18 protein-coding genes are annotated in these 20,991 nt (G+C 65.3%); 10 read left to right on the plus strand and 8 right to left on the minus strand.

All coding sequences use genetic code 11. The features are described from left to right. Positions 1-36 precede the first annotated feature (36 nt). The 3 genes from B0G57_RS18490 to B0G57_RS18500 form a co-directional block, all read right to left on the minus strand. Complete coding sequence (locus tag B0G57_RS18490; RefSeq protein ID WP_026229606.1) at positions 37-1,860, minus strand: M61 family metallopeptidase; 1,824 nt, start codon at positions 1,858-1,860, stop codon at positions 37-39. A gap of 38 nt (positions 1,861-1,898) precedes the next feature. Beyond that, entirely contained in the window at positions 1,899-2,639 is a 741-nt protein-coding gene (locus B0G57_RS18495; protein WP_018440334.1) for a DsbC family protein, read from the minus strand. Between the two features lie 98 nt (positions 2,640-2,737). After that, on the minus strand, positions 2,738-3,910 hold the full coding sequence (locus tag B0G57_RS18500; protein ID WP_018440335.1) for a UbiH/UbiF family hydroxylase: 1,173 nt from the start codon (positions 3,908-3,910) through the stop codon (positions 2,738-2,740). Positions 3,911-4,224: 314 nt separating this feature from the next. Here B0G57_RS18500 and ychF point away from each other — a divergent pair, with 314 nt between their 5' ends. Both ychF and ettA read left to right on the plus strand, forming a co-directional pair. Next, positions 4,225-5,319: a redox-regulated ATPase YchF gene (gene ychF / locus B0G57_RS18505; RefSeq protein ID WP_018440337.1), complete on the plus strand. Its 1,095-nt coding sequence runs from the start codon at positions 4,225-4,227 to the stop codon at positions 5,317-5,319. 14 nt (positions 5,320-5,333) lie between these two features. Then, positions 5,334-7,001, plus strand: coding sequence for an energy-dependent translational throttle protein EttA (gene ettA, locus B0G57_RS18510; protein WP_018440338.1), 1,668 nt, complete (start codon positions 5,334-5,336; stop codon positions 6,999-7,001). On the opposite strand, the gene B0G57_RS18515 is transcribed toward ettA, so the two are convergent. From B0G57_RS18515 to B0G57_RS18525, 3 genes are all read right to left on the minus strand, one after another. Then, positions 6,991-7,620: an HAD family hydrolase gene (locus B0G57_RS18515; protein ID WP_018440339.1), complete on the minus strand. Its 630-nt coding sequence runs from the start codon at positions 7,618-7,620 to the stop codon at positions 6,991-6,993. The two genes, ettA and B0G57_RS18515, sit on opposite strands and share 11 nt — an antisense overlap. A gap of 77 nt (positions 7,621-7,697) precedes the next feature. Then, the gene (locus tag B0G57_RS18520; protein WP_018440340.1) at positions 7,698-9,548 is read right to left on the minus strand and encodes an aminopeptidase P family protein; all 1,851 of its coding nucleotides are present in this window, start codon (positions 9,546-9,548) and stop codon (positions 7,698-7,700) included. A 16-nt stretch (positions 9,549-9,564) separates the two neighbouring features. Further along, positions 9,565-9,819, minus strand: a complete 255-nt coding sequence (locus B0G57_RS18525) for a hypothetical protein (protein ID WP_018440341.1) — start codon at positions 9,817-9,819, stop codon at positions 9,565-9,567. A 302-nt stretch (positions 9,820-10,121) separates the two neighbouring features. On the opposite strand from B0G57_RS18525, the gene hemA reads away from it, so the two are divergent. From hemA to B0G57_RS18555, 6 genes are all read left to right on the plus strand, one after another. Continuing rightward, positions 10,122-11,411, plus strand: coding sequence for a glutamyl-tRNA reductase (gene hemA / locus B0G57_RS18530; protein WP_018440342.1), 1,290 nt, complete (start codon positions 10,122-10,124; stop codon positions 11,409-11,411). Positions 11,412-11,502: 91 nt separating this feature from the next. Continuing rightward, complete coding sequence (gene prfA / locus B0G57_RS18535; RefSeq protein WP_018440343.1) at positions 11,503-12,585, plus strand: peptide chain release factor 1; 1,083 nt, start codon at positions 11,503-11,505, stop codon at positions 12,583-12,585. A 49-nt stretch (positions 12,586-12,634) separates the two neighbouring features. Then, positions 12,635-13,519, plus strand: a complete 885-nt coding sequence (prmC, locus tag B0G57_RS18540) for a peptide chain release factor N(5)-glutamine methyltransferase (protein WP_018440344.1) — start codon at positions 12,635-12,637, stop codon at positions 13,517-13,519. Between the two features lie 168 nt (positions 13,520-13,687). Continuing rightward, positions 13,688-13,999: a Grx4 family monothiol glutaredoxin gene (gene grxD / locus B0G57_RS18545; protein ID WP_018440345.1), complete on the plus strand. Its 312-nt coding sequence runs from the start codon at positions 13,688-13,690 to the stop codon at positions 13,997-13,999. Between the two features lie 46 nt (positions 14,000-14,045). After that, positions 14,046-14,657: a UbiX family flavin prenyltransferase gene (locus B0G57_RS18550; RefSeq protein WP_018440346.1), complete on the plus strand. Its 612-nt coding sequence runs from the start codon at positions 14,046-14,048 to the stop codon at positions 14,655-14,657. A gap of 126 nt (positions 14,658-14,783) precedes the next feature. Continuing rightward, positions 14,784-15,575 (plus strand): DODA-type extradiol aromatic ring-opening family dioxygenase, encoded by a 792-nt coding sequence (locus B0G57_RS18555; protein ID WP_018440347.1) that lies wholly within the window; start codon positions 14,784-14,786, stop codon positions 15,573-15,575. Positions 15,576-15,705: 130 nt separating this feature from the next. On the opposite strand, the gene B0G57_RS18560 is transcribed toward B0G57_RS18555, so the two are convergent. Beyond that, a complete protein-coding gene (locus B0G57_RS18560) occupies positions 15,706-17,298 on the minus strand; it encodes an APC family permease (protein WP_018440348.1) in 1,593 nt (530 codons plus the stop codon). A gap of 443 nt (positions 17,299-17,741) precedes the next feature. Between B0G57_RS18560 and B0G57_RS18565 the strand changes: the two genes are divergently transcribed. Continuing rightward, complete coding sequence (locus B0G57_RS18565; protein ID WP_018440349.1) at positions 17,742-17,945, plus strand: cold-shock protein; 204 nt, start codon at positions 17,742-17,744, stop codon at positions 17,943-17,945. Positions 17,946-17,997: 52 nt separating this feature from the next. Here the strand turns inward: B0G57_RS18565 and B0G57_RS18570 are convergent, their stop codons facing one another. After that, entirely contained in the window at positions 17,998-19,248 is a 1,251-nt protein-coding gene (locus B0G57_RS18570) for an Hsp70 family protein (RefSeq protein ID WP_026229607.1), read from the minus strand. A 227-nt stretch (positions 19,249-19,475) separates the two neighbouring features. Here B0G57_RS18570 and B0G57_RS18575 point away from each other — a divergent pair, with 227 nt between their 5' ends. Next, positions 19,476-20,945 carry an MFS transporter gene (locus B0G57_RS18575; RefSeq protein ID WP_026229608.1) on the plus strand — a complete coding sequence of 490 codons (1,470 nt, stop codon included), beginning with the start codon at positions 19,476-19,478 and terminating at the stop codon, positions 20,943-20,945. The last annotated feature ends 46 nt before the right edge of the window (positions 20,946-20,991 follow it).

The raw sequence follows: 20,991 nt of genomic DNA on the forward strand, positions 1-20,991 counted from the left end.
GGTCGGCAGCGACGGATCGTTGCATCAGTGGAACGATCACCCGTGCAGCCAGCGCTTGAGCGCGTTGCGCTGGGGCGCTCGCGCGCGCTCGTCGACCGCGAGCTTGTAGCGCGTGACTTCGGGACCGTCGAGCTTCACGCGCGCAACGCGCAACTCGTCGCGCCGGAACGCGTGGACCTCGACCGCCTGGTCTGGCCGATAACGCGAAAGCAGCGCATCGAGATTGGAGCCGGTGACGCGCAGGCCGTCGAGCGCCACCAGCACGTCGCCGGCCGAGAGCCCCGCCTTTTGCGCCGCGCTGCCGTCGTGGACCGCGGCGATCGTGCATTCGGCGCCCCCGCGCACGCGCACACCGAGCGATGGCTTGCTCGTCGCGCCGTTGCCGGCCTTGCCGCCGCCATTGCCCGGATCGGGCGCAAGCGTCACGCCGAAGGCGGCGAGGAGCTCAGCGAGCGGAAGGTCGCGCGTGCCGCTGACCGCGTCGTCGAACAGCGGCCCGAGGTCGACGCCGGTCGCCTCCTCGATCAGCGCTTTGACATCGTCCTCGCCGACGCCGACGGGCTGGCCGCTGTAGAACTCGCGGCCGTAGCGCTGCCAGAGCAGCCGCATCACATCGTCGAGCGACTTGCGGTGATTCGTGCGGGCGCGGATCGCGAGATCGAACGCAAGCGCGACGAGCGAGCCCTTCTGGTAATAGCTGACGATGGCATTCGGCGCGTTTTCGTCCTGGCGGTAGTACTTGATCCAGGCGTCGAACGAACTCTCGGCCACGCTTTGCTTGAGGCGTCCGCTGCCGCGCAGCACGCCGCCGATCGTCTTGCCGACGAGCCCAAAGTAGTCGGCCTCGCCGATCGCCTTGCTGCGCACGAGCATCAAGTCGTCGTAGTACGACGTGAAGCCCTCGAAAAGCCAAAGCAGCGACGTGTAGTTCTCGCGCGAAAGATCGTACGGCACGAACGCGGCCGGCTTGATGCGCTTAACGTTCCAGGTGTGAAAGTACTCGTGACTGCACAGGCCGAGATAGGTGCGATAGCCGTCCGACATCTCGGGGCGCCCGAGTACGGGCAGATCGGTCCGATTACAGATGAGCGCAGTCGATGCGCGGTGTTCGAGGCCTCCATAGCCGTCGCTGACGGCTAGCGTCATGAAGACATAGCGCTCGATGGGGGCCTTTTTCGATTTCGGCTCGAAGAGCTCGATTTGCGTCTCGCAGATGCGCTTCAGGTCCGCGACGAGCCGCTCCATGTCGACGGACACCGTGCGCCCCGCGATGACGACGTCGTGCGGCACGCCATGAGCCTTGAACGTGGCGAGGCCGAATTGGCCGAGCGTCACCGGGTGATCGATGAGCTCGTCGTAGTTCCGCGCCCGGTACTCGCCGAACCCATAGCGTTTCGTGCCACGGGCTTCGGGAAGCGCCGTCGCAACGCGCCAGTCACGCGCGCCAGAGCCTTCAGGCTTGCGGATGTCGACGATGCAAGGCGCGTCCTCACGATCGATCGGCGCAAGGAACACGCTCGTGCCGTTGAAAAAGCCGATCGTATCGTCGAGATGCGCCGCGCGCACCGACAGGTCCCAGGCGTAGACGTCGTAGCGCAACGTCAGCGCCCCGCTCTTCACCGGCGCGGCCTGCCACGTCTGCTTGTCGGTCTTCACGATGCGGACTTTTCGGCCCGCCTCGTTGAACGCTTGCAGCGCGACGATGTTGCGCGCGAACTCGCGCACCATGTAGCTGCCCGGTATCCACGTGGGCAAAGTAAAGCGCTGGCCCGCCGGGTCTGGATCGGCGAGGGTCAGCGTGACTTCGAAGAGGTGAGCGGCGGGATGCTTGGGAACGATGGCGTAACGAATTGGCTTCATCGGCGGCATTATTGTTGTCGATCGACTCGGTGATGCGCTCAGCGAGCGGCCGCGCTCGCCTGCGTGAGGGCCTTGTCGAGCGTGTCAGCCGAAACGGCGCCCGGCAGTCGCCGGCCGTCGGTCAGAATGATCGTCGGCGTGCCCGTTACGTTCATCGAGTGGCCAAGCGCGAGATTCTTGTCGAGCACGCTCGTATCGCAGATCGCCTTGCCGCTCGGCGTCTGCCGCTCGATCATCCATGCCTCCCACGTCTTCGCGCGGTCGGCCGAGCACCAGATCGATTTGGCTTTCGCCGTCGAATCGTCGGAGAGCACGGGGAAAAGGAACGTGTAGACGGTCACGTTGTCGATCGACTTCAGCGACGACTCGAGCTGCTTGCAGTAGGGGCAGTTCGGGTCGGAGAAGACAGCCATCTTGCGGCTGCCGTTGCCCTTCACCACCTTGATCGCGTCGCCGAGCGGCAGGCTCGCGAAATCGACTTTGTTCAGCTCGGCCAGGCGCGCCTCGGTGAGGTTCGTATGCGTTTTGGTGTCCACGAGCTCGCCGGCGATCACATAATTGCCCGCGGCATCGCTATAGAGAATCTGCGAGCCGAGATTGACCTCGTAAAGCCCCGCGACCGGCGCTTTGTCGATGCTCTTGATCTCGACGTTGGGCAGGCGCGCTTGCAGCGTCGCCTTCAGCTTGTCGGTGGTCTGGTCGGCATGCGCCGACGCGCCGACCACCAGTGCGGCCGCAAAGGCCGCGGCCAAGGCGGCGTGACGCGAATTGATGGGCATGATGTCGAGTCCTTTCCTGATGGTGTGCCGCACGGCTTTGCGCGCGTCACGTTGAAACGAAATCGGTGGCGGGCCCCTCGGCCACGGCCTCCGGGATGTCAGCCGAGCGCGGCCGAGACGAGCCAGCGCTTGACGAGGGGCTGCGCGCCGACCAGCGCCATTCCCGCATTGCGAACCGTTCGCGCCAGCATACCGGGAACGGCAAAAAGCCGCTCCAGGCCGTCGGTCGCGAGCGTCAGCGCGCCGATATCCTCGCGGCGCGAACGCTCGTAGCGGCGCAACAGCACGACGTCGCCGAGGTCGCGGAACGCCTCTTTTGCCGTCAACACGTCGACGAGCGAAGCAACGTCTCTCAGGCCAAGATTCATCCCCTGGCCCGCGAGGGGATGAATCAGATGCGCGGCATCGCCGACGAGCGCGATGCGCGGAGCGATGAGCCGATCGATGCGCTGCAGCGCCAGCGGAAAGCCATGCGCGGCGCCGACGCATTCGAGCGCGCCGAGCCGCGAGCGCGTGGCCGCTTCGACCTCGGCCTCGAGCTTGGCATGATCGAGCGCGATCAGCTCGCGCGCGTGCTCGGTCCGCGCCGACCAGACGAGCGATACATGACCTTCGGGCAGCGGCAGCAAGGCAATGACCTCGCCGTCTCTGAACCATTGATAGGCCGTCTCGCCATGCGGTTTTTCGGCTTTGAAGTTCGCGACGACACCGGTTTGCCGGTAGTCGCGGCGCATGACGTTCACACCCATCTGTGCGCGAACCCACGAATGCGCGCCGTCCGCGCCGACGATCAGATCCGCTTCGAGCACCTGGCCGCTCGCCAAGGCGAGTGTCGCCGCATCCGCTCTCACGTCGAGCCCCTGGGCGCGCGTATCGAACCATGCCGCATTGGGCTGGAAGCGCAGCGCCGCGTCGAGCGCGTGCTCGATCAGCGACGACTCGACGATCCAGGCAAGCTGCGGAACGGCGGCCTGGAAGGCCGAGAAATGCAGCTCGGCCAGCGCGTCGCCATAGACGCGCATGTCATAGACCGGTTCGAGGCGATCGTGGTCGAGCGCCTGCCAGATCCGCAAGCGCTCGAAGAGCGCCTGCGAACTCGCCGAAAGCGCGTAGATGCGGGCGTCGAACCGAGCGTCGGCCGGACGCGGCGCGGCAGGCTGCGCAATCAGCGCAACGCGCAGGCCGGCTTGCGCAAGCGCGAGCGCGGCGCTTTTACCGACGAGTCCGCCGCCGACGACGGCGATGTGGAACGACTGATGGTGGGCGGTCATGGTTCGGAATTATAACGGCCGCGCCTGCCACGGACGTTCGGCTGCCCACGCCCGCGACTTCTCGCAGCAGCCGCCACTTGGGATCGCCGGGGAGCGCGGAGCCCACGCGGGAGACCGGGCGGAAAGCGTTACAATTGCGCTTTCCGCGACAATATGCACGAAACGGTCGAACGCGCGTCGAGCCGGCGCCCGGATTCGCGCTTCGATTCGCTGCGGCCACGGTTTCCGGTCGAGCCGCCCATCGCGCAGCGCGCGCTCCCGCCGGTGTCGAGCGCACCACGCAAAATTTTGGATCGTCGAAGGACCCTCTCACAATGAGCCTCAAATGCGGCATCGTCGGCTTGCCCAACGTCGGCAAGTCCACTCTCTTCAATGCCCTGACGAAGGCGGGCATTTCCGCCGAGAACTATCCGTTCTGCACGATCGAGCCGAACGTCGGCGTGGTCGAAGTTCCTGATGCGCGGCTCGACGCGCTGGCGGAGATCGTGAAGCCCGAGCGCGTCGTGCCCGCCGTCGTCGAATTCGTCGACATCGCCGGACTCGTCGCGGGCGCGAGCAAGGGCGAAGGCCTCGGCAACCAGTTCCTCGCCAACATTCGCGAAACCGATGCGATCACGCACGTCGTGCGTTGCTTCGAGGACGAGAACGTCATTCACGTCGCGGGCAAGGTCGATCCGCTCTCCGATATCGAAGTCATCAACACCGAGCTTGCGCTCGCCGACCTCGCGACCGTCGAAAAATCGCTCGCACGCTACACGAAGGCCGCGAAGTCCGGCAACGACAAGGAAGCGGCCAAGCTCGTCGCCGTGCTCGAAAAAGTGCGCGTTCAACTCGACGCCGCCAAGCCGGTTCGCGCGCTCGATTTCACCGACGAGGAAGCGGCGCTCGTGAAGCCGCTTTGCCTGATCACGGCGAAGCCGACGATGTACGTCGCCAACGTGAAGGAAGACGGGTTCGAGAACAATCCGCATCTGGACGCTGTGCGCAAATACGCCGACGGTGAAAAATCGCCCGTCGTCGCCGTCTGCGCGGCGATTGAAGCCGAAATCGCCGATCTCGACGATGAGGACAAGACCGCCTTCCTCGCGGATATGGGCATGGACGAACCCGGCCTCAACCGCGTGATCCGCGCGGGCTTCAAGCTGCTCGGCCTGCAGACCTACTTCACGGCGGGCGTGAAGGAAGTGCGGGCGTGGACGATTCATATCGGCGATACGGCGCCGCAAGCAGCGGGCGTGATCCACACTGACTTCGAGCGCGGCTTCATTCGCGCGCAGACGATCTCGTTCGCTGACTTCATCGCCTACAAAGGTGAGCAAGGCGCGAAGGAAGCGGGAAAAATGCGCGCCGAAGGCAAAGAGTACGTCGTCCATGACGGCGACGTCATGAATTTCCTCTTCAACGTCTGATCCAGTTCACAGATATGGCCCAATACGTCTTCACCATGAACCGGGTCGGCAAAATCGTGCCGCCCAAGCGCCAGATCCTCAAAGACATCTCGCTTTCGTTCTTCCCCGGCGCGAAGATCGGCGTGCTCGGCCTGAACGGCTCGGGCAAGTCGACGCTGATTCGCATCATGGCCGGCGTCGACCGCGACATCGAAGGCGAAGCCACGCCGATGCCGAATCTCAAGATCGGCTATCTGCCGCAAGAGCCACAACTCGATCCCGAGAAAACCGTGCGCGAAGCCGTCGAGGAAGGCTTGGGCGACGTCTTCAGCGCGCAAAAGAAACTCGATGAGATCTACGCGGCTTACGCCGAACCCGATGCCGACTTCGACGCGCTCGCCGCCGAGCAGGCGAAGTACGAAGCGATCCTCGCCGCGAGCGACGGCGGCAGCCCCGAGCAGCAGCTCGAAGTGGCCGCCGACGCGCTGCGCTTGCCGCCGTGGGATGCAAAGGTCGCCAATCTGTCGGGCGGCGAAAAGCGCCGCGTCGCGCTTTGCAAGCTGCTGCTCGAAAAGCCCGACATGCTGCTGCTCGACGAGCCGACGAACCACCTCGACGCTGAATCGGTCGAGTGGCTCGAGCAGTTTCTCACGCGCTTTCCCGGCACCGTCGTCGCCGTGACGCACGACCGATACTTCCTCGACAACGCGGCCGAGTGGATTCTCGAGCTCGACCGCGGCCAGGGCATCCCGTGGAAGGGCAACTACAGCAGCTGGCTCGATCAGAAAGAAACGCGACTGAAGCAGGAAGAGGCCACCGAATCGGCGCGGCAAAAGACGATCAAGAAGGAGCTCGAGTGGGTGCGGCAGAATCCGAAGGGCCGCCAGGCGAAGTCGAAAGCGCGTATTGCCCGCTTCGAGGAACTGAACAGCCAGGAATATCAGAAGCGCAACGAGACGCAGGAAATCTTCATCCCCGTCGGCGACCGGCTCGGCAACGAGGTGATCGAATTCCAGAACGTCAGCAAGGCGTACGGCGACCGGCTGCTCATCGACAACTTGAGCTTCAAGGTGCCGGCAGGCGCGATCGTCGGCATCATCGGGCCGAACGGCGCGGGCAAATCGACGCTCTTTCGCATGCTGACGGGCCGCGAAACGCCCGATTCGGGCGAGATCGTCATGGGGCCGACCGTGAAGCTGGCGTATGTCGACCAAAGCCGTGACGCGCTCGACGGCGCGAAGACGGTCTTCGAGGAGATCTCGGGCGGCGCGGATGTGCTGACGGTCGGCAAGTACGAGACGCCCTCGCGCGCCTACATCGGCCGTTTCAACTTCAAGGGTGCCGATCAGCAGAAGAACGTCGGCAATCTCTCAGGCGGCGAGCGCGGGCGGCTGCATCTGGCGAAGACGCTGATCGCGGGCGGCAACGTCCTGCTGCTCGACGAGCCTTCGAACGACCTCGACGTCGAAACGCTTCGCGCGCTCGAAGACGCGTTGCTCGAATTCGCCGGCTCCGTCATGGTGATCTCGCACGATCGTTGGTTCCTCGATCGGATCGCCACGCACATCCTGGCGTTCGAAGGCGATTCGCAGGTGGTGTTCTTCGACGGCAACTATCAGGAGTACGAGGCGGACAAGCGCAAGCGCCTCGGCGAAGAAGCCGCGAAGCCGAAGCGCATTCGCTACAAGCCGATCACTCGCTGACGACGAGCCCCAGCTCGCGCAAGCGCGCCTCCGTGGCCGCCGCGCTCGTGTGATGCACGCCGTGCCACCCCAGCGCGGCGGCGGCGTGCGCGTTCTTGATGTTGTCGTCGATGAAAACGAGCTCGTGCGGCGCGATACGCGGCAAATGCCGCTCGATGCGCGAGAACATTTCGGCGTAGATGGCCGGGTCGGGCTTGACGAGCTGGACGCGCCCCGAAACGACGATATCGCGAAAGCGCCGCAATACCGGGAAGCGCTCCCACGCCCACGGAAAAGTCTCGGCCGACCAGTTCGTCAGGCCGAACAGCGGGACGCCGGCTGTCTCCAGCTTGTCGACGAGCGCGGCGCCTTCCGCAATGACGCCGCCGATCATCTCTTGCCAGCGCTCGTAAAACGCGCGGATCAGCGTCTCATGCTCGGGAAAACGGGCAACGAGCTCAGCCGTGCCGATCTCGATCGATTGCCCGCCATCCTGCCGAACGACCCACTCCATCGAGCAGACTTCGCTGAGAAAACGCCGCCGCTCGGTTTCGTCGAGAATCAGCTTGCGATACACATACTCGGGGTTCCAGTCGATCAGGACTCCGCCGAAATCGAAAACGACCGCTTTGACAGCCATGTGAACTCCAATCGTGAGCTTTGGTTCTGACCGTGCCGTCGGCGGCGACGCACATGCGTCCGCCGCCGCATTCTCGCTCAAATCGCTTGCGTGCGTGCCTCGAGCCAGGCCTTCGCGTCACCCGATACATGCGCCGAAACGCGAGCGCGCACGGTCTCATGATAAGCGTTGAGCCAGGCGCGCTCGTCGACGCGCATCAGCTCGAGCACGATGCAGCGCGTATCGATCGGGCAAAGCGTCAGTGTCTCGAAGTCGAGGAAAGCGCCGAACTCGGTCTCGCCGGCCTCGCGGGCGAGCACGAGGTTCTCGATCCGCACGCCCCATCGGCCGGGCCGATAGAGGCCCGGTTCGACGGATGTGATCATCCCCGCTTCCATCGCCGTCCACGGCTCCGCCTGCGCATAGTGCGAAATCACTTGCGGACCCTCGTGCACGTTGAGAAAGTAGCCGACGCCGTGACCCGTGCCGTGTCCATAGTCCGCGCCCGCTTCCCAGATCGGGGCGCGCGCGATCGCGTCGAGCATGGGCGAACGGATCCCTCGCGGAAAGCGGGCGCGTGAAAGCGCGATCATCCCTTTCAGCACGAGCGTGAAGTCGCGCTTTTGCTCCGGTGAGACTTGACCGATAGGCACCACGCGCGTGATATCGGTCGTGCCGCCGACATACTGCCCGCCCGAGTCGATGAGCAGCAATCCGTCGCCGGTGACGGTGGCATGCGAGGCCTCCATCGCGCGGTAATGCGGCATCGCACCGTTCGCATTGAACCCGGCGATCGTCGCGAAACTGCGGCAGACGAAGCCTGGCCGGCGCGCCCGCGCCGCGGTGAGCCTTTCATCGATCATGAGCTCCGTGACCGTGTCGCGGCCAAGCGCCCCTTCGAACCACGCGAAAAATTCGGCAAGCGCCGCGCCGTCCTGCTCCATCGTCGCGCGCACGTGCTCCGCCTCGCCGGACGTTTTGCGCGATTTTGCGAACGTCGACGGATTGACGGCCTCGACGACCTTCACGGTGGAGGGCACTGCCTGCCTCGCGCCATATGTGATGCGGCGCGGATCGACGAGCAGCGTCGACCCTTCCGGCAGCGCCGCGAGCGCCGCGGGCGCTCGCTCATAGTCTTCGATCCGGAAACCGTCGCGCAGGAGCGCGTTCGCCACGTCATTCGGCACTTTGCCGGCGGCAATGAAAAGTGTCGCCGAGTCGAGCCCGATCAGCGCATGCCCGACGAAAACGGGATTGAAATTGACGTCCGCGCCGCGCAGGTTCGCGAGCCACGCGAGATCGTCGAGCGTCGAGACGAAATGCCATTGGGCGCCCTGCTCACGCATCGTTCGGCGGATCGCCTCGAGTTTCTCCGCGCGCGTCACGCTGGCGTAAGGCATCGCATGCTCGAAGACGGCATCCCTTGGCAGGGCGGGCCGGCCGCTCCAGACCGAATCGAGCAGATCGAGATCCGTGCGCAGCGACATGCCGCGTGCGTCCAGGGCGTCGCTGAGCGTACGCGCAGCGGCGAGCGCGAGCACGGCGCCGTCGACGCCGACACAAGCGCCGGCCGTCAGATGTGCGGTGAGCCATTCGACATGCTGGGCCTGTTGTACTCCCAGGATCTTCATCAGGGCAATGCCGCTGCCGGCGAGCTGAACTTCCGCCTGCGACCAATAACGACTGTCGGCCCACAGGCCCGCGAAATCGGCCGTTACGACGAGCGTGCCGGCCGATCCCGTGAAACCCGACAGCCATCGCCGTCCTTCCCACCGCTCGGGCGGATATTCGGACAAGTGCGGATCGGACGACGGCACGATGTAGGCGGCGAGCCCTTCGCGCGCCATCGCCTCGCGCAGGCGCGCAAGGCGGGCCGACACGGCCTCGTGGGAAGTTTCGGGGCCGCCGGAGTTCGCCGGCGCGGGAGTTTCGGAGAGTCGGACGTTCATGATTTTTCCCGGGATTTCAACGACGAGAGGCCAAAGCCGCTGCCACGGCGACGGCGGAAAGCGCGACAGCGGTACAGAGCGGCCATTCGAGCACGCCACCATCGTAAAAGAGGCCCGATACGCTGCCCGCCATCTTGGCGGCGCCTGCCGCAACGACACCGATCGGCAAGGCGACGAACCAGCGCATGCGCGTGGCGCGATGAAGCGGATGCAAGCGCCAGCCCGCGAGGCCGATGACGGCGCCGAGCACGACGATCCCCGGCCAGCCCATCAGTGCCGGCCCGCCGCGATCGTTGTCGGAGTGATGTCTGGAAGACGGAACGAACGGCGCAATGGCATAGATAGTCGACTCTGTCGATCTGAGAAGGATTGGCTTCCGGCGCCGTGGCGATGTCGCAAGCAGGATTGCTGCGCCGCGACAATCGGCCGCTCCCCAAGCGGCGCGGGCGTCCGGTACGGTCGGCGGCCCGCGGCCGCCTGCCGCGCTCAAAGAGCCGAAAGCATGGAACCGCTATAATAACCGCCTGAAATCGAGCTGCCGCCTGTCTACCTGAGCGGCTATATTCCCCGCGTATGCAACTGCTCACGATCGGAATCAATCACCACACGGCGCCCGTCGCGTTGCGCGAGCGCGTGGCGTTTCCGCTCGAGCAGATCAAACCGGCGCTTGCCGCGTTCAAGTCGCTTTGGGTCGCGGGCGGCTCGAGTGCCGAGCCCGAGGCGGCGATCCTCTCCACCTGCAACCGCACGGAGCTCTACTGCGCGGCGGATGATCTGTCGACGCGCGAGGCCGCGATCGACTGGCTTTCGAGCTACCACGGGATGGATGCGGGCGAGCTGGCGCCGCACGTCTATACGCTTCCACAATCGGAGGCGGTGCGGCATGCATTTCGCGTCGCGTCGGGCCTCGATTCGATGGTCCTCGGCGAAACGCAGATCCTCGGACAAATGAAGACGGCCGTGCGCACGGCGTCGGAAGCGGGCGCGCTCGGCACTTATCTCAATCAGCTCTTTCAGCGCACTTTCTCCGTCGCTAAAGAAGTACGCGGCACGACGGCCGTCGGCGCGCAATCGGTCTCGATGGCGGCGGCCGCCGTACGGCTAGCGCAGCGAATCTTCGACAAGGTCTCGAACCAGCGCGTCCTATTCATCGGCGCGGGCGAGATGATCGAGCTTTGCGCGACGCATTTCGCGGCGCAGGAGCCGCGCGAGCTCGTCGTCGCGAACCGGACGGCCGAGCGCGGCGCCAAGCTCGCGGAGCGCTTTCGCGGTCATGCGATGCCGCTCTCGGAGCTGCCCGCGCGCATGCACGAGTTCGATATCATCGTCTCGTGCACGGCGTCGACGCTGCCGATCATCGGTCTCGGTGCGGTCGAGCGCGCCGTCAAGGCTCGCCGGCACCGGCCAATCTTCATGGTCGATCTGGCGGTGCCGCGCGACATCGAGCCCGAAGTCGCGAAGCTTCAAGACGTGTTTCTCTACACCGTCGACGACTTGGGCGCGGTCGTGCGCGAAGGTCATGCGTCGCGGCAGGCCGCTGTCGCGCAGGCCGAGACTATCATCGAGACGCGCGTGCAGAGTTTCATGCAATGGCTCGACGCGCGCAGCGTCGTGCCGGTGATTCGCCACATGCATACGCAGGCGGACGCACTGCGTCGGGCCGAAGTCGAGCGCGCGCTGAAAATGCTCGCGCGCGGCGACGATCCCGCCGCCGTGCTCGAAGCGATGTCGCAATCGCTGACCAACAAGCTGATTCACGGCCCGACGCATGCGCTCAACCGCGCCAGCAGCAGCGAGCGCTCGACGCTCATCGAGCTGCTCGGCGGCGTCTACCGGCACGACAAACCGTCGTCGGATCATTAGCGCCGGCCTCGACCCGCCGCCGCAAGCAGCGGCTCGCCAACCCGCCGCCCTTTTTTCGAATTTTCTTGCCCCTGGAGCCGAGCTCCGACTCATGAAAACGAGCATGCAACAAAAGCTCGACCAGCTCACGACAAGGCTGGCCGAACTCAACGATCTGCTGAGCCGCGGTGATGTCACCGCGAATCTCGATCAGTATCGCAAGCTCTCGCGCGAGCACGCCGAGATCAGCCCCGTCGTCGAGCATTACGCGCACTGGCGCCAGGCGCGCAGCGACGCCGCGACGGCGCAAGAGCTGTCGGCTGACGCGTCGATGCGAGAGTTCGCCGAAGAAGAGGCGCGTTCGGCACGCGACCGGATGGGGCAGCTCGAGCACGAGCTGCGGGCCATGCTGCTGCCGAAGGACCCGAACGACGAACGCAACATCTTCCTCGAAATTCGCGCGGGCACGGGAGGCGACGAGTCGGCGCTCTTCGCCGGCGACTTGTTGCGCATGTATCTGCGCTATGCGGAGCGGCAGCGCTGGCAAGTCGAAATGATCTCGCAGAGCCTGTCCGATCTCGGCGGCTACAAGGAAGTCATCGTCCGCGTCGCGGGCCAGGGCGCCTACTCGAAGCTCAAGTTTGAATCGGGCGGCCATCGCGTGCAGCGCGTGCCGGCGACCGAAACACAGGGCCGCATCCACACGTCGGCCTGCACCGTCGCCGTGATGCCCGAAGCGGACGAGATCGGCGAGGTCGAGATCAATCCGGCCGAGTTGCGCATCGATACCTTCCGCGCCTCGGGCGCGGGGGGGCAGCACATCAACAAAACGGATTCGGCGGTTCGCATCACGCACCTGCCGACCGGCATCGTCGTCGAGTGTCAGGACGATCGCTCGCAACACAAGAACAAGGACCGCGCGCTGAAGGTGCTCGCCGCGCGCATCAAGGACAAGCAGTATCACGAGCAACATGCGAAGGAGGCCGCCACACGCAAGAGTCTGATCGGCTCGGGCGACCGCTCGGAGCGGATTCGCACCTACAACTTTCCGCAGGGACGACTCACGGATCACCGGATCAATCTGACGCTCTACAAGCTGGAAACGATCATGGACGGCGAGCTCGACGAGCTCATCGCGGCGCTCGTCAGCGAACATCAGGCCGAGCAGCTCGCCTCGCTCGGCGAAGCCGACTGACCCCCGCACCGACGCGCCGCCGGCTGCGCCTTCACGGGATCCGCAACCCATGCCCGCCTCACCACCGCCATCTCGGACGGCTACCGATCTGCTGCGCGCGTCGCCGCTCGCGGCCCTCGAAGCCCGCATCCTGCTCGCGCATGCGCTCGGCTGGCGCCGCACTGAGCTGATCACGCGCGGCGACGAGCCACTCGATGAAGCGCAAGTGGCCGTCTACCGCAGCCTGGAAGCGCGGCGTGCGGCCGGCGAGCCAATTGCGCAGATCGTCGGTGCGCGCGAGTTCTACGGACTCGAATTCGAAGTCACGCCGCACGTGCTGATTCCTCGTCCCGAGACGGAGCTGCTCGTCGAGACAGCGCTCGCCGCGATCGCGCCGCTCACGCGTCCGCGCGTGCTCGATCTCGGCACGGGCAGCGGCGCCATCGCGATCGCCATCGCGTCGGCGCGGCCGGACGCGCGCGTCTGGGCGCTCGACCGATCGCCTGAGGCGCTCGCCGTCGCGACGCGCAACGCCGTGCGGCTCGTCGGCGAGCGTCGGCCCGGCGGCGCGATCGAGCTGTTGCAAAGCGATTGGTACGCGGCGCTCGATCCCGCCCTCTCGTTCGACGTGATCGTCAGCAATCCGCCTTATATCGCTTCGGGCGATCCACATCTCGGCGTCGGCGACCTACGCTTCGAGCCGCGCGGCGCACTCACGGACGAAGCGGACGGGCTCTCGGCGATTCGCGCGATCGTTGTCGGCGCCGGCGCCTTCATGGCGCCGGGCGGGCAACTGTGGCTCGAGCACGGCTACGATCAAGCGGCGGCAGTGCGCGCGCTGATCGCGGCGCAGGGATTCGCCGACGTCCGCTCGCTCGGCGATCTCGCCGGCATCGAGCGCGCAAGCGGCGGCATTGCGCCGGGCGCCGTCGACGGTGAAATGGCAACAGCCTAGGGCTGGAGCTTGGGCCGGACGCAAGGCGCGTACCGCACGGCCCGCTCGCCGCTTCCGACCCACGCACGCTGCGCTGCCACCCGCGTCGGCCGGCCGGCACTCACGAAATCCGCTATCATTTGCGTCTATCTACCACGCTCCGTGTCCGTCACGGAATCAAGGTCAGTCATGGATACGCAACAACGCATCAAGCACATCGTCGACGAAAACGCTGTCGTACTGTTCATGAAGGGCACCGCCCAGTTCCCGATGTGCGGCTTCTCGGGCCGCGCCGTGCAGATCCTCAACGCATGCGGCGTCAACGAGTTCAAGACGGTCAACGTGCTCGAAGACGACGAGATCCGCCAGGGCATCAAAGCGTTCTCGAACTGGCCGACCATCCCTCAGCTCTATGTGAAGGGCGAGTTCGTCGGCGGCTCGGACATCATGATGGAGATGTATCAGAACGGCGAGCTGCAGCAGCTGTTCGCGTCGGCCTGATTCTGCGGCCCGGCAGGCTGGCCCGTTTCCCGCGGCACCGCACGCAATGCAAGCAGCGCTGAGCGCGCCGCCGCGCCGGCTTATTGTCGCGATCACGGGCGCCACGGGCGCCATCTACGGCGTGCGCCTGCTCGCGACGCTGAGGCGCCTCGGCGGCATCGAGACGCATCTGCTGATCTCGAGCGCGGGCTGGCTCAACATCCGGCATGAGCTCGAGCTGACGAAAGACGACGTTCATCCGCTGGCCGACGTCGTCCACTCGGTCCGTGACGTCGGCGCCAGCATCGCGTCGGGGTCGTTTTCGACCGCAGGCATGGTCGTCGCGCCATGTTCGATGAAAACGCTCGCGAGCATCGCGCATGGGCTCTCCGACAACCTGATCGCGCGCGCCGCGGACGTCACGCTGAAAGAGCGCCGCCGGCTCGTGCTGCTCGTGCGCGAAACGCCGCTCAACCTCGCGCATCTGCGCAACATGACGGCCGTGACCGAGATGGGCGCGATCGTCTTCCCTCCGCTTCCCGCCTTCTACAATCGGCCCACCTCGATCGGCGAGATGGTCGACGAAACGATCTCGCGCGTGCTGGACATGTTCTCGATCGGCCCCGCGCTAGCCACTTCGTGGAAAGGCCTGGGCGGCCCGCGCGACACAGGCTCGTGAAGCGCGATTCTTAACGCGCACGACACGATGCGTTTCACGATCACGGCTTTCTGGCGCAGCCGTGAGCGCTTATAGTCGATTCAATCCGATCACTTTTTGGTTCGCCTCAGCGCGACGCCTGTTGCCATGTCTCGCCTACCTTCGATTTTTCTGTCCCACGGCGCACCGACGCTGCCGATCGATCCGTCGCTTCCCTCCGGCGCTTTCGGCACGCTGGCGGCCGGGCTACCGCGCCCGGGGGCGATTCTAATGCTGTCGGCGCACTGGGAGACGCCGGACCCGGTTGCAAGCACGGCGGTGAAGCCGGAGACGATCCACGATTTCTACGGCTTTCCGCGCGCGCTCTACGAGATCCGCTATCCCGCACTGGGCGCGCCGGACCTCGCCCGCCAGGCGATTACGCTGCTCGCTCAGGACGATATCGCCGCGACGACGGAAGAGCACGGTCTCGATCATGGCGCATGGGTGCCGCTATTGTTGATGTTTCCCGACGCCGGCGTGCCCGTCGCGCAGCTTTCGATTCAGCCGCATCGCGACCCGGCGCACCACTATCGCGTCGGCCGCGCGCTGCGGCCGCTCGCCGACGATGGTGTGATGATCGTGGGTTCGGGGCAGATCACGCACAACCTGCGCGCCGCCGATTTTGGCGCGCGCCCGGAGGACGCCGACCCGCGCGTCGCCGAGTTCACCGACTGGTTCGAGGCGCGGCTAGGCTCACATGACGTCGACGCGTTGCTCGACTACCGCCGCCTCGCGCCGCATGCGGCGCTCATGCATCCGCGCGACGAGCACCTTCTGCCCGTCTTCGCGGCGCTCGGCGCGGCCCCTGACGACTATCGACTGCAAATCCAGTCGCTCGGCACCTATCAGCGCGCGCTTGCGATGACGAACTACGTGTTCGAGAGCGCCGGCAACTGAGTTCGGCCGAGCCCGGCCGAGCCTGGCCGGGCGCGTCACGGGCAGTTGCCTGGAGAAGCGGTTCTCGAGCGATGCCCCGGACATGCTCAGAGAGCGTCCCCTGCGGAACAGCTTGTAGGAAACGCCAATCTCAAACGCCGACACCCTCGAGGATGTCGTCTTCCGGTTCGCGTTCGTCGAGGTAGCGCGTGCGATAGCCGGACCGAACGCCCCAGAAGTAGAAGACGAGCGAGACGACGGCCACCGTCAGCATGTCCCATCCGTACGGCAGCCACCCGGCACCGCCGAACTGCTTGCTGCCGATGAGCGAGAGGAAGGCCATGACGGGCAGATAGCAGACGAGCCACCACGCCGCCTTCAGATCGCGGCCCCAGCCGCCCCAGCCCGACTTGCCCTGATAGTAGAAATAGACGGGCAGCGCGACGATCATGAGAAGGATGATTTCGCCCGTGAGCGGCCACTTCGCCCAATAGAGCACGAGCGACGCGCAAACGAACGCGAATGGCGCGATGACGCCCATGAGCGGCAAATGCAGCGGCCGCGCGAGATCCGTCGCGAAACGCCGCAGCGCCATGAGGCTGATCGGCCCCGTGAGATACGAAATGACGGTCGCCACCGAAATCACGGCGGCGAGCGAGCTCCACCCGCGGAAGAAGAAGAGGAAGACGAACGAGACGAGCAAATTGAACCACATCGCGTTGCGCGGAACGCCGTAAAGCGGATGCACGCTGCCGAAGAACTTCGGCATCGTGTTGTTGCGCTCCATCGCGTAGATCATCCGCGTCGTCGTCGCCATGTAGGTCGTGCCCGTGCCGCTCGGGCTCACGAAGGCGTCGACGTAAAGCAGGAACGCGAGCCAGTTGAGGTTCAGCGCCAGCGCGAGCTCGGCGAACGGCGAGGCGAAGTTGAAGTGGCTCCAGCCCTTCGCGACATCGGCCGGATTCACGGCGCCGATATAGGCGATCTGCAGCAGCACGTAAATGACGAGCGCGAGCAAAATCGAGCCGAGCACGGCGAACGGCACGCTCTTCGACGGATTGCGCGCTTCGCCCGCGAGGTTCACCGGGCTCTGGAAGCCGTTGAAGGCGAAGACGATGCCGCTCGTCGCGACGGCGGTGAAGACGGCGGACCACCCATAGGGAGCGAAGCCGCCGGCAGCCTCGAGATTGTCCGAATGAAAGCCGGAGGCGAGCAACCCGAGGATCGTGAGGCCCGGAATGATGAACTTGAAGACGGTGATCGTCGTGTTCGCGCGCGCGAAAACCTTCACACCCCAGTAGTTGAGCAGGAAATAGACGATGACGAGCAGCGCCGACAGCAAGAGCCCCGTCGTCGACAGCTCTCCATGAACGAACAACGCGTGCGCCCATTCGTAGGGCCAGGTGCTCATGTACTGAATCGACGCCTCGGCCTCGATCGGAATCACCGAAACGATGGCGATCCAGTTCGCCCACGCGCTGATGAATCCGACCAGCGCGCCATGCGAGTAACGCGCGTAGCGGACCATGCCGCCCGACTCGGGAAACATGGCGCCGAGCTCGGCATAGGTGAGCGCGATCGCGAGAATGACGACGGCGCCGATGATCCAGGCGCAGATCGCCGCGGGACCGGCAATCTTGGCCGCCTTCCAGGCACCGAAGAGCCACCCGGACCCGATGATCGAGCCCAAGCCGGTCAGCATCAGCGCGAATGGGCCGATGTTCCGTTGAATCGAACTTTTCACAACCTCTCCTAGGGGATATGGGGAACGCGCGAGTGCACGCTTGCCAGTGCGTCCGCCGACGCTTGCAACTCGTGCCTCGCCCCGCGGCCGATACCGGGCCGCAACCAGGCGCAACCGCGCTGTGTGGCGCGTAGTTTACCGGTTGCGCCGCCCCAGAAGTGTGCGTTTCGATCTGGCACCCAAAAATTCGCAGGCGTGGGGAAAGACTTGCGTAGCAAAGCCCGTTCCAATGCACCGAATGTCCCTGCAAATTCGAGGATACAGGTTGACCTTTGCGCGATTTCGCCGTATAACGAGCAGGCAGGATTTCAAGCGGCGAGTGTGAATTGGTCTTTCGTGGTTCGCCCCTCAGGTACCTTCGGTTGTTCCATTACCCTTCCTTGATTTTCGTGCACCCCGGGCTTCGGCCTAGTTTTTATCGTCTCTTTTAGGAAATACGTAATATGGAAACCGGTACCGTCAAGTGGTTCAATGACGCGAAGGGCTTTGGCTTCATCACTCCCGATAGCGGCGGCGAAGATCTCTTCGCGCACTTCTCGGAAATCCGCATCGATGGTTTCAAGACGCTGCAAGAAAACCAAAAGGTGCAGTTCGAAGTGAAGACGGGCCCGAAGGGCAAGCAGGCCGCGAACATCAAGCCGGTCTAAGCCCCGTCCGACCGGATGAAAAAAACCCCGCTCAGGCGGGGTTTTTTCATTCTTAGCGGAAGATTCGACGGGCGTGGATGCCGAGCCCCGTCGCCACGCTGGCGAGCCGGTCGCCGAAGACGGGTTGCGCGGCCGGAAACGCCTCGGTGAGCGAGCGCGTCAAAAATGTAAGCCCTGTCGAGCCGCCCGTGAAATAAAGCGCGCCAACGTCGCGCGGCGCGATACCGGCCGCCCGCACCGTTTCTCTGGCGGCGTCCACGATGCGATGCAGCTCGTCGACGCCCGCTTCGACGAGCTGCGCTTCGTCGAAGGCCAGCCGCAAGTCGGTCTCGACATCGTCCAGATCGATCGATGTCTGCCCGCCGGCCGCCACGCCGATTTTCGCCTCCTCGGCGCGCGCGACCAACGCATGGCCGAGCCGCTGCTCGACGACACGCATGAGCCGATCGTGGTGCCGCGAGTCGCGGTAAAGGTGCCGCATCAAGCGCAGCTCGCCGACACGCTTGCCGGTGTAGACGGTATTGACGAGATGCCAGGTCGAAAGGTCGAAGTAGATTCGGTTGGGGACCTCGCGCCCCTCGGGATCGATCGCCTTGTAGCCGAGCTCTGGAAGGATCGTCGCCAGCTCGACGCGGCGATCGAAGTCGGTGCCCGCCACGTGGACACCGTGATGGGCGAGCACATCGTCTTTGCGCTCGAGGCGGCGCATCCGCTCGGGGCCCACCCGCACGAGCGAGAAATCCGACGTACCGCCGCCGATGTCGGCCACGAGTACGAGTGCCTCGCGATCGAGGCGCGACTCGTAGTCGAACGCGGCCGCGATCGGCTCATACTGGAAGTGAATCTCGCGCAAGCCAGCCGCGTGCGCCGCCGCTTCGAGCTGCCGGGCGGCCAGCAGGTCGGCGCGCGGATCGTCGTCGACGAAAAACACCGGTCGGCCGAGCACGGCCCGTTCGATCGGCGCGTGCGCGCACGCTTCTCCCCGCTTCTTCAGATAGACGAGGAACGTCGAAATGACATCGGTGTACTTGACGGCGGAGCCGTCGCCGAGCTCGGTGACGCCCTCGGCCAGCGCGGAACCGAGGATGCTTTTGAGCGAGCGCATGAGCCGGCCGTCGAATCCGTCGATGTACGCGGCCACGGCCGCGCGGCCGTACACGATCGCCTCCTCGTCCGTATTGAAGAAGATGGCCGTCGGCAGCGTCGTATGATCGCCCTCGACGGGCGCGAGCCGCACGGCATCGCCGGCGGGCAGCGCGAGCGCCGAATTCGACGTGCCGAAGTCGATCGCGCAGTAAGTCATCGCTTGGGATTCCATCGCTTGCATTCCGGTGCGCGGGCCAGAGCCGATCGCGGAGCGCGGTTTTACCACGAACGGCCGGGGCCGCGCAACCCGCGCGAACGAACGTTGGCGAACTTGGTCGGTCGGGAACGGGTATTGCTCCCCGTTGCTCGCTTCCCACGGCGCGACACGCATTGTCGCGCGCATGCCCGATCCGCCGCCCACATTCATCAGGAGACCGCCCCCGCGTGAACCGGCCCACCGATACTCCTGTTGCCGCTCGTCCGGCTGGTGTGATCGAGACCGATCTGCCATCGCGGCTCGATCGCTTGCCCTGGGGGCGTTTCCATACACTGATCGTCGTCGCGCTCGGCGTGACCTGGCTCCTCGACGGGCTCGAGGTGACGCTCGCCGGGGCCGTGGCGAGCGCGCTGAAAGCGAGCCCTGTGCTTCGCTTCTCGAACGCGGACGTCGGCTTCGCGAGCAGCGCCTACATCGCCGGTGCGGTGCTCGGGGCGCTCGTCTTCGGCTGGCTCACGGATCGGCTCGGACGGCGCAAGCTCTTCTTCGTCACGCTTGCGCTCTATCTCGCCGCAACCGCCGCGACGGGGCTCTCGTGGAACCTCGCGAGCTTCGTTCTGTTCCGCTTCCTGACCGGCGCGGGCATCGGCGGCGAGTATGCCGCCATCAACTCCACGATTCAGGAGTTCACCCCCGCGCGCGTGCGTGGATGGACCGATCTCGGGATCAATGGCACGTTCTGGGTCGGCGCCGCGCTTGGCGCCGGCAGCTCCATCGTGCTGCTCGATCCCGCGCTCGTGCCCGGCGACTACGGCTGGCGCGCGTGTTTTCTCATCGGCGCAACGCTCGCCCTCGTCATCGTGCTGATGCGCATGTGGATACCGGAGAGCCCCCGGTGGCTGCTGACGCACAATCGGCCGCGTCCGGCCCGCGAGATCGTCGAGGCGATCGAGGCGCGCTTCGAACAGCGCGCGGGGGCGCCGCTCGGGGGCGAGATCCACACCCTGCGGCTCGCCGAACGCGATCACACGCCGCTTCGCGAAGTCTTCGCCGCGCTTTTCGTCCTGCACCGACGGCGCTCGCTCGTCGGACTTTCGCTCATGACCGCGCAGGCGTTCTTCTACAACGCCATTTTCTTCACCTATGCGCTGGTGCTCACCGACTTCTATCACGTACCCGGCGCGCACGTGGGGTGGTATCTGTTGCCGTTCGCGCTCGGCAATTTTATGGGACCGCTCGTGCTCGGCCGCGCATTCGACGTCGTCGGCCGCCGCAAGATGATCGCCTTCACCTACGCGATTTCAGGCGTGCTCCTCACGGCAAGCGGATATCTTTTCGAACGGCAATGGATGACGGTGGTCGAGCAGACTATCGCCTGGATGATCATCTTTTTCTTTGCGTCGGCGGCCGCGAGCTCGGCCTATCTCACGGTGAGCGAATCGTTTCCGCTCGAAATCCGCGCCCTCGCCATCGCGGTCTTCTATGCGTTGGGCACGGCGCTCGGCGGGATCGCCGGACCGGCGCTCTTCGGTAGTCTCATCGACACGCACGAACGCTCCGCCGTATTCGAGGGCTACCTCGTCGGCTCGGCCCTGATGCTCCTCGCCGCACTCATTGCTGCCATATGGGGCGTCGACGCCGAACGCAAGCCGCTCGAGCACGTCGCTCTGCCGCTTTCAGCGCTGCGCGACGACTGAGGCCCGGTCAGACTGAGCTTGCGCCCGGGCCTTCCGGTTGCACCTC

It is taken from the genome of Trinickia symbiotica (assembly GCF_002934455.1).
Classification (GTDB): domain Bacteria; phylum Pseudomonadota; class Gammaproteobacteria; order Burkholderiales; family Burkholderiaceae; genus Trinickia; species Trinickia symbiotica.